The sequence below is a fragment of the Streptomyces sp. JHA26 genome, assembly GCF_002005565.1.
In the GTDB taxonomy this organism is placed as follows: Bacteria; Actinomycetota; Actinomycetes; order Streptomycetales; family Streptomycetaceae; genus Streptomyces.
This window is the reverse complement of record NZ_BDJC01000031.1, coordinates 1-13,396: the sequence shown is the minus strand read 5'-3', so window position 1 is coordinate 13,396 and position 13,396 is coordinate 1. Positions and strand designations below refer to the sequence as shown.

11 protein-coding genes and 1 pseudogene are annotated in these 13,396 nt (G+C 74.3%); 10 read left to right on the top strand and 2 right to left on the bottom strand.

The genetic code is table 11. The features are described 5' to 3' along the window. The first annotated feature begins 147 nt into the window (after nucleotides 1–147). The 9 genes from JHAT_RS19640 to JHAT_RS19600 all read left to right on the top strand — a co-directional run bounded on the left by JHAT_RS19640 (nucleotide 148) and on the right by JHAT_RS19600 (nucleotide 11,294). On the top strand, nucleotides 148–846 hold the full coding sequence (locus JHAT_RS19640; protein ID WP_077799594.1) for a hypothetical protein: 699 nt from the start codon (nucleotides 148–150) through the stop codon (nucleotides 844–846). After that, nucleotides 843–1,460, top strand: coding sequence for a TetR/AcrR family transcriptional regulator (locus JHAT_RS19635; protein WP_077799523.1), 618 nt, complete (start codon nucleotides 843–845; stop codon nucleotides 1,458–1,460). The genes JHAT_RS19640 and JHAT_RS19635 overlap by 4 nt, the downstream gene beginning before the upstream one ends. 126 nt (nucleotides 1,461–1,586) lie before the next feature. Continuing rightward, complete coding sequence (locus JHAT_RS19630; RefSeq protein ID WP_077799522.1) at nucleotides 1,587–3,830, top strand: molybdopterin oxidoreductase family protein; 2,244 nt, start codon at nucleotides 1,587–1,589, stop codon at nucleotides 3,828–3,830. 123 nt (nucleotides 3,831–3,953) lie between these two features. Further along, nucleotides 3,954–5,390, top strand: coding sequence for a CitMHS family transporter (locus tag JHAT_RS19625; RefSeq protein WP_077799521.1), 1,437 nt, complete (start codon nucleotides 3,954–3,956; stop codon nucleotides 5,388–5,390). A 31-nt stretch (nucleotides 5,391–5,421) separates the two neighbouring features. Beyond that, nucleotides 5,422–6,696, top strand: coding sequence for an MFS transporter (locus JHAT_RS19620; RefSeq protein WP_077799520.1), 1,275 nt, complete (start codon nucleotides 5,422–5,424; stop codon nucleotides 6,694–6,696). 34 nt (nucleotides 6,697–6,730) lie between these two features. Then, entirely contained in the window at nucleotides 6,731–6,934 is a 204-nt protein-coding gene (locus tag JHAT_RS19615) for a hypothetical protein (protein ID WP_077799519.1), read from the top strand. Between the two features lie 357 nt (nucleotides 6,935–7,291). Further along, entirely contained in the window at nucleotides 7,292–8,629 is a 1,338-nt protein-coding gene (locus JHAT_RS19610; protein WP_077799518.1) for an ABC transporter ATP-binding protein, read from the top strand. 122 nt (nucleotides 8,630–8,751) lie between these two features. Further along, entirely contained in the window at nucleotides 8,752–10,140 is a 1,389-nt protein-coding gene (locus JHAT_RS19605) for an aldehyde dehydrogenase family protein (protein ID WP_077799517.1), read from the top strand. Nucleotides 10,141–10,196: 56 nt separating this feature from the next. Beyond that, nucleotides 10,197–11,294 carry a Zn-dependent alcohol dehydrogenase gene (locus JHAT_RS19600; RefSeq protein ID WP_077799516.1) on the top strand — a complete coding sequence of 366 codons (1,098 nt, stop codon included), beginning with the start codon at nucleotides 10,197–10,199 and terminating at the stop codon, nucleotides 11,292–11,294. Between the two features lie 25 nt (nucleotides 11,295–11,319). Here JHAT_RS19600 and JHAT_RS19595 read toward each other — a convergent pair whose 3' ends face one another. Together JHAT_RS19595 and JHAT_RS19590 are read right to left on the bottom strand one after the other, a co-directional pair. Beyond that, nucleotides 11,320–12,267, bottom strand: a complete 948-nt coding sequence (locus tag JHAT_RS19595) for a DMT family transporter (protein WP_375603576.1) — start codon at nucleotides 12,265–12,267, stop codon at nucleotides 11,320–11,322. Nucleotides 12,268–12,333: 66 nt separating this feature from the next. Next, the gene (locus JHAT_RS19590; protein WP_077799514.1) at nucleotides 12,334–13,047 is read right to left on the bottom strand and encodes a helix-turn-helix transcriptional regulator; all 714 of its coding nucleotides are present in this window, start codon (nucleotides 13,045–13,047) and stop codon (nucleotides 12,334–12,336) included. A gap of 122 nt (nucleotides 13,048–13,169) precedes the next feature. On the opposite strand from JHAT_RS19590, the pseudogene JHAT_RS19585 reads away from it, so the two are divergent. After that, nucleotides 13,170–13,396 (top strand): annotated as a pseudogene (locus JHAT_RS19585) (hypothetical protein); the annotation flags it as partial.

Below are 13,396 nucleotides of genomic sequence, written 5' to 3'. Positions count from 1 at the left end.
CCCTCTGATTCCTATGCCTCACCGTAGGATTGCGGTTTCCCGGGCGCAAGGGGGCGAGCGGACCTTCGCCCTCCTCCTCGGGGACGATGACCGGAACCAGACCTCCGGGGGATCCGGGGTGTCGCACCGGTGTTCTACTCTCCCGGCATGTCGTGGACGCGGAGAGCAGCCGCCGCGCTCGCGGTCTGTGTCCTGTTGCCGACCGGACCCGCGGGCTGCGGCCCCGGTGGCGGGGAAGAGCCGGGAACCGGCGCGTCACCCGCGTCGGCGGGCGGACTCCCCGGCGGCACCGACGGGGACGGTCGGCGCCACCGGGAGGCGGACGCCGGGCGCGAGCCCGAGGTCGACATCGAGGTGCAGCCCCACGCCGACGACGGCTGGGACGTCCGCCTGACCGTTCGCAACTTCCGGTTCTCCCCGGCCGGCACGGAGGCGACGGCCGTGGCCGGTCGCGGTGTGGCCCGCCTCTTCGTCGACGGAGACCTCGTCGCGTCGCTGCGCGGCCCGCGCCACCACCTCGCCGCCGGGCTCGTTCCGCGCGGCACCCACCACGTCACCGCGCGCCTGTACGCCGACGACGGCACCGTCTGGGCCGTCGACGGCGAGCCGGTGGAGAGCACGGCGGACATCACGGTCTCGGACCCGGAGCCGACCGGGGCCTCGGGGCCGGCGCTCCGTGGGGGTGCGGGGCCGACCGGGGCCGCGGGGCCGGTGTTCCGCGAGGGTGCGGGGCCGACCGGGGCCGCGGGGCCGGTGTTCCGCGAGGGCGCGGCCCCGTCCGTCGCCGCGGTCCGCCCGCGTACCGGAGGTCACGGTTCCCCGGACCGCGGCGGAAAGGCATCATGAGGCACGTGCCCCACGCGACCCCGCTCCGTCGTGCCCCCGTGCAGCGGCGCAGCGCCGAACGGCTGACCAGGATCCTCGACGCCTGCGCCGCCCTCCTCGACGAGGTCGGCTACGACGCGCTGAGCACCCGGGCCGTGGCCCAGCGCGCCGGCGTCCCCATCGGCTCGGTGTACCGCTTCTTCGGCAACAAGCGGCAGATGGCCGACGCGCTGGCCCAGCGCAATCTCGAGCGCTACACCGAGCGCGTGACCGGGCGGCTGACGGAGGCCGGCGACGGGGGCTGGCGCGACGCCCTCGACGCGGTGCTGGACGAGTACCTGGCGATGAAGCGGACCGCGCCCGGCTTCTCCCTCGTCGACTTCGGCAACCAGATACCGGTCGGCGGCCGTGACGCCGAGCCCAACCACCGCGTCGCCGACCGGGTCGCCGAACTGCTCTCCGGCTACCTCGGCCGCCGCCCCGACGACGCCGTGCGCCGGGTCTTCCTGGTCGCCGTGGAGACCGCCGACACCCTCGTCCAGCTCGCCTTCCGGGTGTCGCCGGACGGTGACGAGGCGATCATCGAGGAGGCCCGGGAGCTGCTGGCGGCGTACCTGGGGCGGGTGTTCGACTGACGTACCGGGAGGCCGTCCTCCCACCGGGTGCGTCCAAGGCCTCCCCACCATGCCTACCGGTCGGTATGCTCGCCGCGAGGTTCCACGTCCGCGCGTCACCGTCACCGCCGCCCTCCGGGAGGACCCGTGTCCCGCACCGCCCTGCGCATCTGCCCCCTGTGCGAGGCCACCTGCGGTCTCACCCTGACCGTCGAAGGCACCAGGGTCACCGCCGCCCGCGGTGACCGCGACGACGTCTTCAGCCGCGGGTTCGTCTGCCCCAAGGGCGCTTCCTTCGGCGCCCTCGACGCGGACCCCGACCGGCTGCGCACGCCCCTCGTGCGCCGGGACGGCGAGCTGCGCGAGGCCACCTGGGAGGAGGCGTTCGACGCGGTCGCCGCGGGCATCCGCCCCGTCGTCGAACGGCACGGGCCGCACGCCGCCGGCATCGTCCTCGGCAACCCCAACGTGCACACCGTCGCCGGCGCCCTCTACCCGCCCGTCCTGGTCGGCGCACTCGGCACCCGCAGCCTCTTCACGGCCTCCACGGTCGACCAGATGCCCAAGCACGTCTCCAGCGGCCTGCTGTACGGCGACGCGAACGCCATCCCCGTGCCCGACCTCGACCGCACCGACCACCTGCTCCTCATCGGCGCCAACCCGCTGGAGTCCAACGGCAGTCTGTGCACGGCGCCCGACTTCCCCGGCCGGCTGAAGGCCCTCAGGGCCCGCGGCGGCACCCTCACCGTCATCGACCCGCGCCGCACCCGCACCGCGAAGCTCGCCGACCGGCACGTGGCGATCCGCCCCGGCACGGACGCCCTGCTCCTCGCCGCGATGACCCACGTCCTGTTCGAGGAGGACCTGGTGGCGCTCGGCGCCCTCGAACCCCATGTGGAGGGGGTCGGTGAACTCGCCGGAGTCGTGCGGGACTTCACCCCGGAGTCCGTCGCCGCCGCCTGCGACGTCGACGCCGCCACGACGCGCGCCCTCGCCCGTGAACTCGCCGCCGCCCCCACCGCGGCCGTCTACGGCCGCATCGGCAGCTGTACCGTCCCGCACGGCACCCTCGCCAGCTGGCTCGTGGACGTCCTCAACATCCTCACCGGCAACCTGGACCGGCCCGGCGGCGCCCTCTTCCCGCAGGCCGCCACCGACCGCACCCCACGCCCCGCCGGACCCGGACGCGGCTTCGCGCTCGGGCGCTGGCACTCCCGAGTGAGCGGACACCCCGAGGCGAAGGGCGAACTGCCGCTGGCCGCCCTCGCCGAGGAGATCGACACCGCCACCGACCGGGGCGAACCGGTCCGCGTCCTGATCACGATCGCCGCCAACCCCGTCCTGTCCGCACCCGACGGCGACCGGCTCGACAAGGCGCTGGAATCGCTCGACTTCATGGTGAGCGTCGACCCGTACCTGAACGAGACCTCGCGCCACGCCCACGTCGTCCTGCCGCCACCCCCGCCGTCCCGAAGCCCCCACCACGACTTCGCCTTCAACACCCTCGCCGTGCGCAACCAGGTCCGCTACACCCGCCCCGCCGTCCCGCTCGAACCCGGCCGCATGGCCGAGACCGAGATCCTGGCCCGGCTGATCCTCGCCGCCACCGGCTCCCACGGCGCCGACCCCGCCGCCGTCGACGCCATGGTGATCGAGCAGACCCTCGGCAAGGCCGTACGGGAGCCGCACTCGCCCGTGCACGGACGCGACCCGGGCGACCTCGCCGCCCGCCTCACCGGCGTCGACGGCCCCGAACGGCGGCTCGACATGATGCTGCGCCTCGGCCCCTACGGCGACGGCTTCGGCGCCCGCCCGGACGGCCTCACGCTCCAGCGGCTGCTCGCCCACCCGCACGGCATCGACCTCGGCCCGCTGCGCCCGCGCCTGCCGCAGCCGCTGAAGACCCGCAGCGGCAAGGTGGAGCTGCTGCCCGCGCCGATCGCCGCCGACCTGCCGCGCCTGAGGCACGCCATGACCGAGCGCCCCGCCGGGCTCGTCCTGGTCGGCCGTCGCCACCTGCGGTCCAACAACAGCTGGATGCACAACGTCCCCGCCCTCACCGGCGGCTCCAACCGCTGCACCCTGCACCTGCACCCCGACGACGCCGCCCGGCTCGGCGTACGGGACGGCCGGCCGGTGCGCGTCAAGGGCGCCGGGGGAGAGGTGACCGTCCCCGCCGAGGTCACCGACACCGTCCGGCCGGGCGTGGTCAGCCTCCCGCACGGCTGGGGCCACGACCGGCCCGGCACCCGCCTCACCCACGCCGCCGGCGACCCCGGCGTCAACGTCAACCAGCTCCTCGACGGCAGCCTGCTCGACCCGCTCTCGGGCAACGCCGTCCTCAACGGCGTCCCCATAACGCTCACCCCACTGACCGACGCAAAGCTGTGACCTGGAGTTTTGCGCTTATTGCTCGCACGTCGACATCTTGTTGCCGCGGCTTCACGGCCCCTAACGTCGCTCGCACCGCCTGCCCCGGTGGGATGTTCAAGGGCGAACGTTAGGTACTCACTCATGCTGACCATCCTCGGCTTCGCCATGATCGCGACCTTCCTGGTCCTGATCATGATGAAGAAGATGTCGCCGATCGCGGCGCTCGTGCTGATCCCCGCGCTGTTCTGCGTGTTCGTCGGCAAGGGCGCCCACCTCGGCGACTACGTCATCGACGGCGTGTCCAGCCTCGCCCCCACCGCGGCGATGCTCATGTTCGCGATCGTCTACTTCGGCGTGATGATCGACGTCGGGCTGTTCGACCCGATCGTCCGCGCGATCCTGAAGTTCTGCAAGGCCGACCCGATGCGGATCGTCGTCGGTACGGCGCTGCTGGCCGCGATCGTCTCCCTGGACGGCGACGGCTCGACCACCTTCATGATCACGGTCTCGGCGATGTACCCGCTCTACAAGCGCCTGAAGATGAGCCTGGTCGTGATGACCGGTGTCGCCGCGATGGCCAACGGCGTGATGAACACCCTGCCCTGGGGCGGCCCCACCGCCCGCGCCGCCACCGCGCTGAAGGTCGACGCCACCGACATCTTCGTGCCCATGATCCCGGCCCTGGCCGTCGGTCTGGTCGCGGTCGTCGTCCTGGCCTGCGTCCTCGGTCTGCGCGAGCGCCGGCGGCTCGGCACGCTGACGCTGGACGAGGCGCTGGTGCGGGCGGACGAGACCGAGACGGTGCTGGTCGGCGCCGGTGCCGGCGCGGCGACGGGCACGGGAGCGGGCAAGGCTTCCGGCAAGGGCTCCGCGGGCTCCGGCGGCCCGGCCGACCGGGACGGTGCGGCCGACCGGGACGGCGCGGCGGACGACGGCTTCCAGGGCCTCGACCCGCACCGGGCCACCCTGCGCCCCAAGCTGTACTGGTTCAACGCCCTGCTCACGGTCGCCCTGCTGACCGCCATGATCATGGAGCTGCTGCCGATCCCGGTGCTGTTCCTGATCGGCGCCGCGCTCGCCCTCACCGTCAACTTCCCGCACATCCCCGACCAGAAGGCCCGGATCGCGGCCCACGCCGACAACGTCCTCAACGTCTCCGGCATGGTCTTCGCCGCCGCCGTCTTCACCGGTGTCCTCACCGGCACCGGCATGGTCGACCACATGGCCAACTGGCTCGTGGACACCATCCCCGACGGCATGGGCCCGCACATGGGCCTCGTCACCGGCCTGCTCAGCCTGCCGCTGACCTACTTCATGTCGAACGACGGTTTTTACTTCGGCGTCCTGCCGGTGCTCGCCGAGGCCGGCCACGCGCACGGCGTGTCGACGCTGGAGATCGCCCGCGCCTCGATCGTCGGCCAGCCGCTGCACATGTCCAGCCCCCTGGTCCCCGCCGTCTACGTCCTGGTGGGCATGGCCAAGGTCGAGTTCGGCGACCACACGCGGTTCGTGGTCAAGTGGGCGGTCCTGACGAGCCTGGTGATCCTCACGGCGGGCATCCTGTTCGGCATCGTCTGACCGCCAGAGATCATCAGGAAGGGACACGATCATCGTGCGCGGCGGGAACCGCGGCTGGCTGCTCCGCCTCGTCATCGCCTTCGGCTTCGCGCAGGGGGCGGTGTCGATGGCCCGGCCCGCCGTCTCCTACCGGGCCCTCGCGCTGGGCGCGGACGAACGGGCGGTCGGCGTCATCGCCGGCGTGTACGCGCTGCTCCCGCTGTTCGCCGCCGTGCCGCTGGGCCGCCGCACCGACCACGGCCGCTGCGCCCCGCTGCTGCCCGTCGGGGTGGCGCTGATCGCCGGGGGCTGCGCGCTGAGCGGCGTCGCCGGGTCGCTGTGGACGATGGCGCTGTGGAGCGGCGTCATGGGCCTCGGCCACCTCTGCTTCGTCATCGGCGCCCAGTCGCTGGTCGCCCGCCAGTCCGCGCCGCACGAACAGGACCGCAACTTCGGCCACTTCACCATCGGCGCCTCGCTCGGCCAGCTCGTCGGTCCCATCGCCGCGGGCGCGCTGATCGGCGGCCCCGACATGGCCGGCACCAGCGCGCTCGCCCTGGTCGTCGCGGGCGCGGGCGCGGCGGTGGCGTTCACCTCGCTGTGGCGCACGGAGCACTCGACGGCCGCCGGGTTCCGCAAGGAGCCGGGGCCGCGCGTCCCGGTGGCGGGCATCCTGCGGGCCCGGGGCGTGCCCGCGGGCATCCTGATCAGCCTGTCGGTGCTGTCCGCGACCGACATCCTCACCGCCTACCTGCCGGTGGTCGGCGAGCACCGGGGCATCTCCCCGGCGGTGATCGGCGTCCTGCTCAGCCTGCGCGCCGCGGCCACGATCGCCTGCCGGCTGGTGCTCACGCCCCTGCTGCGCCTGCTCGGCCGCACCCTGCTGCTCACGGTCACCTGTCTGCTGGCGGCCGTGCTGTGCGCCGGCGTCGCGCTGCCGGTGCCGGTGTGGGCGCTGGGCGTGATGCTCGCCGTCCTCGGCTTCTGCCTGGGCGTCGGCCAGCCGCTGTCCATGACGACCGTCGTCCGGGCGGCCCCCGACGAGGCCCGCTCCACCGCCCTCGCCCTGCGCCTGACCGGCAACCGCCTCGGCCAGGTCGCCGCCCCCGCCGCGGCCGGTCTGATCGCCGGCGTCGCGGGCGTGGCCGCGCCCTTCGTGATGCTCGGCGCCCTGCTCCTGCTCTCCTCCGGCGTGGCGCTGCGCTCGCCGTCCGGACCGGCACCCGACCGCACGTTCCCCGGCCGCCCCGACCGGGCCCGGCCGTCACGTCGCACGGCGTGCCGGGGCGGTGGCCGCCGGGAGGGCCCGCCGGGTCACGGGGGATGATGGCGGTCACCACAAGCGAATCGGGGGAACGACCGTGACCGTACTCGTCCTGACCGGCGTCCTGCTGCTCGTCGTCGGAGGATGCGCCTGCGTGGTGTGGGCGGCCCGGGGCGGCCCGCGCTGGGCCCGCGGAGTGGCGCGCGCGACCCTGGCGGCCGGCGAACTGGCCCGCGCCTCACGACGCTCGAGCGGCCGCTCGAACGGCCGCTCGGGCGGGGACGACGACTCGGACGCCTAGCGCTCCGCGCGCGCCCCGCACAACGGTGACCGCCGGCGCCCGGCGCGCCCCGCACAACGGTGGCCGGCCGTCCGCCGCCCCGGGGCACGGTCCCGGACCGTCCGCCCGCGCAGCGACGGCGCGGTCCCGCCGTCCCGCCCGCGCAGCGACGACGCGCCCGATCACTCCCTGAGACGCCCCCGGGCCTGAATCCGGCCGTCCGCTTTCTCGCCATACGGACGCTTCCGCGAGTTGCGGTCCGGCGTCTTCCCCGGCCGGGCACAGTCCGTTAACTTCCGTGACTCACACGCCCCGTGCGTCCCGCACGAGGCGTCCGTCCGCGAAGAACCAGCGCCAGTGAGCCCCCGGGGACACTCCATGACACGCGCCATCTCCCTGCACGACGTGAGCAAGACCTACGCGCGAGGCGTCCGCGTGGTGGACCGGCTGTCGCTGGACATCGCGCCCGGCGAGTTCCTCGTCCTGCTCGGCCCCTCCGGCTGCGGCAAGTCCACCCTCCTGCGCATGATCGCGGGACTGGAGGAGATCACCGAGGGCCGGCTCCTGCTGGACGGCGAGTACGCCAACGACCTGCTCCCCGCCGAGCGGCGCATGTCGATGGTCTTCCAGAACTTCGCCCTCTACCCCAACATGACGACCCGCGGGAACATCGGCTTCCCGCTGCGCGTCGAGGCGCCCCAGGCCGATCACACCCCCCGCGTGGACGCCACCGCCCGCATGCTGGGCATCGAGGACCTCCTGGACCGCTTCCCCGCCCAGCTCTCCGGCGGCGAACGCCAGCGCGTGGCCATGGGCCGGGCCATCTCCCGCCGGCCCACCGCCTTCCTGATGGACGAGCCGCTCTCCAACCTCGACGCCAAACTCCGCAACCACCTGCGCGCCGAGATCACCGGACTGACCCGCGAACTGGGCGTCACCACCGTCTACGTCACCCACGACCAGTCCGAGGCCATGTCCCTCGGCGACCGCGTCGCCGTGCTGCGCGGCGGCGTGCTCCAGCAGGTGGACACCCCGCGCACCGTCTACGCCCTGCCGCGCAACGTCTTCGTGGCGGCCTTCATCGGCACCCCGCGCATCAACCTGCTGCGCGGCCTCGTGCGCGCCCCGCTCGACGGGGCGATGACGATCAGCCTGGGCAAGCAGTTCCTGCGCCTGCCCGAACCGCTCTCCCTGGACCACCAGTTGCTCCGCGTCCAGCAGGGCCGCGAGGTCATCGTGGGCCTGCGCTCGGAGGCCGTACGGATCGCGAAGCCCTCCGCCGCCCGCCCCGGCGAGGTGCTGCTCACCGGGCTGGTGGAGCACGTCGAGTTCCAGGGCCACGAGGTCCTCGTGCACTTCAACACCGGTTCGCGGCCGGCCGTCGTACCCGACCTCGAGGCCCCCCGCCCCGCCGCCCGCACCGTCCGGCGCCGCCGCCGCGACGGCACGGTCCTGGACCGGTTGCGGGAACGGGCCGGTGCCCTGCGCGCCGGACCGGTGGTCGTCATGGAAGAACCGGAGGAGCCCGAACCGGCGGTCGCCGCCCCCGACGGACGCCTCCCGGGCGACCTGATCGTCCGGACCACCCCCGACATCGACCTCCGCCACGGCATGCAGGTGCCCCTCCTCGTCGACCTCGCCCACCTGTTCGTCTTCGACCAGCACGGCGACCGCATCTGCCCCGCCCCGGCGCGGCTGCCCGACCTGGAGGAGTGACCGCGCCGCGATTCCGCACTCCGGGAGGGTGAGCCGCGCCACCATCGGGGGAGCCCCTGGTGCCGTAAAACTAACGGCGCTAGTTTGGGGTCGGACGACGAGGCCCGCCCGGAAGGAACGCGATGAAGGCACACGACGGCATGTACATCGACGGAGCCTGGCGTCCCGCCGACGGCCGGGACACGATCGAGGTCGTGAACCCGGCCGACGAGCAGGTGATCGGCCACGTCCCCGCCGGCGACGCCCTGGACGTCGACACCGCCGTACGGGCCGCCCGCGCCGCCCTGCCCGGCTGGGCCGCCACCCCGCCCGCCGAGCGCGCCGCGCGCCTGGCCGCCCTGCGGGACGTCCTGGTGGCCCGCAAGGACGAGATCGCCGGGACGGTCACCGCCGAACTGGGCTCCCCGCTGAAGTTCTCGCAGGCCGTGCACGTCGGCGCCCCGATCGCGGTCGCCGGTTCCTACGCCGAGCTGGCGGCGACGTACGCCTTCGAGGAGAAGGTCGGCAACTCCGTGGTCCACCACGAGCCGATCGGCGTGGTCGGGGCCATCACCCCCTGGAACTACCCGCTCCACCAGATCGTCGCCAAGGTCGCCCCGGCGCTCGCGGCCGGCTGCACGATCGTGCTCAAGCCCGCCGAGGACACCCCGCTCACCGCGCAGCTCTTCGCCGAGGCCGTGCACGAGGCCGGAGTCCCGGCGGGCGTCTTCAACCTGGTCACCGGCCTCGGCCCGGTCGCCGGCCAGGCCCTCGCCGAACACCCCGGCGTCGACCTGGTCTCCTTCACCGGCTCCACCGCCGTCGGCCGCCGGATCGGCGCCACCGCGGGCGCCGCCGTCAAGAAGGTCGCCCTCGAACTCGGCGGCAAGTCCGCCAACGTGATCCTCCCGAGCGCCGACCTCGCCAGGGCCGTCAACGTCGGCGTCGCCAACGTCATGTCCAACTCCGGCCAGACGTGCAGCGCGTGGACGCGGATGCTGGTCCACCGCGACCGGTACGACGAGGCCGTGGCGCTCGCCGCCGAGGCCGCCGCGAAGTACGGCGACCGGATCGGCCCCGTCGTCAACGCCAAGCAGCGCGAACGGGTGCGCGGTTACATCGAGAAGGGCGTCGCCGAGGGCGCGCGCCTGGTCGCGGGCGGCCCCGAAGCCCCGCGCGAGCGGGGGTACTTCGTCAGCCCGACGGTCTTCGCCGACGTGACCGAGGAGATGACCATCGCCCAGGAGGAGATCTTCGGGCCGGTCCTGTCGATCCTGCGCTACGAGGACGAGGAGGACGCCCTGCGGATCGCCAACGGCACGGTGTACGGCCTCGCCGGCGCCGTCTGGGCCGGGGACGAGGCCGAGGCCGTCGCCTTCGCCCGCCGCATGGACACCGGGCAGGTCGACATCAACGGCGGCCGGTTCAACCCGCTGGCGCCCTTCGGCGGCTACAAGCAGTCCGGCGTGGGCCGCGAACTGGGCGCGCACGGCCTGGCCGAGTACCTCCAGACCAAGTCCCTCCAGTTCTAACCCACTTCAGTCCTGCTTCTGTCCCGCATCCAGCCCGCAGGGGAGCCGTCCACGTCATGGCCGTCCGTACCGCAGTCCGCGCCGCCGTCGTACCCGCCCCGGGTGCCCCGCTGGAGGTCACCGGGATAGAGCTGCCCGAGCCCGGCCCCGGCCGGGTCCGGGTGCGGCTCGCCGCCGCCGGGGTGTGCCACTCCGACCTGTCCCTGTCCAACGGCACCATGCGCGTGCCGCTGCCCGCCGTCCTCGGCCACGAGGGCGCCGGCACCGTCGTCGCCGTCGGCGAGGGCGTCACCCACGTCGCGCCCGGTGACGGCGTCGTCCTCAACTGGGCCCCGTCCTGCGGCGCCTGCCACCCCTGCTCGCTCGGCGAGGTCTGGTTGTGCGCGAACGCCCTGACCGGCGCCGCGAACGTGCACGCCCGCCGCGCCGACGACGGCACCGACCTGCACCCCGGCCTCAACGTCGCCGCGTTCGCCGAGGAGACGGTCGTGGCCGCGTCCTGCGTCCTGCCCTGCCCGGACGGCATCCCGCTCACCGACGCCGCGCTGCTCGGCTGCGCCGTCCTCACCGGCTACGGCGCCGTCCACCACGCGGCGAAGGTGCGCGAGGGCGAGACGGTCGCGGTCTTCGGCGTCGGGGGAGTGGGCCTCGCCACCCTCCAGGCCGCCCGGATCGCGGGCGCCTCGAAGATCGTCGCGGTCGACGTGTCCCCCGAGAAGGAGGAACTGGCCCGCGCCGCGGGCGCCACCGACTACCTGATCGCCTCCGACACCACCGCCCGCGAGATCCGCGCCCTCACCGGCAAGCAGGGCGTCGACGTCGCCGTGGAGTGCGTCGGCCGCGCGGTCACCATCCGCACCGCCTGGGAGTCCACCCGGCGCGGCGGCCGCACCACGGTCGTCGGCATCGGCGGCAAGGACCAACAGGTCACCTTCAACGCCCTGGAGATCTTCCACTGGGGCCGCACCCTGTCCGGCTGCGTCTACGGCAACGCCGACCCCGCCCGCGACCTCCCGGTCCTCGCCGAACACGTCCGCGCCGGCCGCCTCGACCTCGGCGCCCTGGTCACGGAACACATCGCCCTGGACGGCATCCCGGCGGCCTTCGAGAACATGCTGGCGGGCAAGGGCGGACGGGCCCTGGTGGTCTTCTGACCCCGCCGCGGGGGCCGGAGACAACCTACCGCCGGCCCGCGTCCTCGTGGCGCGGCTCCGGGGCCCCCTCCGGCCCCGGAGCCGCCGCCGCGCGCTTCCTGGACCGGGACACCGCCACGCCCGCCAGGCACAGCGCGCCGCCCGCCAGCGTGAGCGGCCCCGGCACCTCGCCGAGCGCCAGCCACGACATCAGCACCACCAGCGCGGGCACCGCGTACGTGGTCGCGCCCATGCGGCCGGCGGTCGTACGGGCCAGGGCGTACGCCCACGTCGTGAACGCCAGCGCGGTCGGGAACACGCCCAGGTAGACCACGTTGAGCGTCGCGGAGACGGGCGCGTCGGCCGCCTCGGCCACCAGCTGCCCCGTGAACGGCAGGCACAGCACCGCCCCGACCAGGCACCCGAACGTCGTCACCTGCAGCGCGCTCGCCCGCGCCAGTGCCGGCTTCTGGGCGACGACCCCGCCCGCGTACGCCACGGCCGCCAGCAGGCACAGCACCACCCCGAACAGCGAGGAGCCGCCCTCGCCGGACATCGACAGCCCCACGGTCACCGCACCGGCGAACGACACCGCCATCCCCGTCAGCAGCCGCGGTGGCAGCGCGTCGCCGAGCAGCCTGGCGCCGAGCAGCGCGATGAGGATCGGGCCCACGTTCACCACCAGGGCGGCCGTACCGGCGTCCACCCGCTGCTCGCCCCAGTTCAGGACGACCATGTAGAAGCCGAACCACAGCAGCCCGGATATCGCGATCCCCCGCCAGGCCGGCCGCGGCGGCAGCCCCTCCCGGCGCAGCAGCCAGATCACGCCCAGCGTCAGCGCGCCCGACAGCAGCCGCCCGAGCGCCAGCGCACCCGGTGAGTACGCCTCGCCCGCGCTGCGGATGGAGACGAAGGCGGAGGCCCACAGGACGACGGTGACGGTGGCGGCGCCGGCGGCGAGAAGTCCGGCACGGCGGGACGGGGCAGTGCTCATCATGCTCCTGATACGGGGAAGGAAGGGCCGGGGCGACCGGCGGCTTTCGGACGGGGACACGCGCGATCAGCGCAGCGCCACCGGGTCGATGCCCAGCAGCTCGGACAGCGCGCCCTCACCGGCGGGCGTCACCTTCACCGCCCGCTCCGAGCCGATGCGCACGCACCACCCCGCGTCCAGCGCGTGCCGGCACAGGGCCGCTCCGGCGACGCCCGCGAGATGCGGACGGCGTTCGGTCCAGTCGAGGCACGCCCGGGCCAGCGGCCGGCGGCCCGTCGGCTTCAGGGCGATCCCGGCGGCCTCGAACCAGTCGAGCCCCGCGTCGGTGAGCGCGAAGCCGGTGTCCTGGCGCAGCAGCCCGCGCCCGGTCAGCGCGTCGGTGACCGTGATCCCGAGCCGCCCGGCGAGATGGTCGTAGCAGGTGCGCCCGCGGGCCATCGCCGACCCGGCGCTCGACGCGCGCAGGGTGCGCGGACGCCGCGTGGCCGCCTCGGGCGCGACCTGCGCGGCCAGGTCCTCCACCAGGTGCGCGATCCGCTCGTCGGCCAGCCTGACGTACCGGTGCCGCCCCTGCCGCTCCTCGGTGAGCAGCCCGCCCGCGACGAGCTTGCCGAGGTGTTCGCTCAGGGTCGACGCGGCGACGCCCGCGTGCCGGGCCAGCTCGCCGGCGGTCCACGCCCGCCCGTCGAGCAGCGCCAGCAGACAGGCGGCCCTGGTCTCGTCGGCGATCAGCCCGGCCAGCCGCGCGAGCCCGGGTGCTTCACCGTCCTTGTCGCTCATGGGTCCAGCATGCGGCACGGACACTTCGGCGGGCGGCGAACCGTCCGGGGCGAGGAAATAAAGAAATTTGCCGACTTATCGAGGTGGAGGAGGGCGCGGAGGGGACGCGAGCAGGAGACTGCATGACGGACACGGACGTACGACACCGGCACCACGTCACGGCGACGGCCCGCGTCTTCGCGCGCGCCACGTTCCTTTCGGACCACCGCGGGGACCTGGAAGGGGTGAAGGTGCCCACTCCGGTCCTCGGGCACGCCGAGGACGTCATCGCTCCCCGGGGAGCCGGCGCGTCCGTGCGGCCGCGGGTCCCCGGCGCCCGGCCGGCCACCCCGGACGCCCCCGGACACCA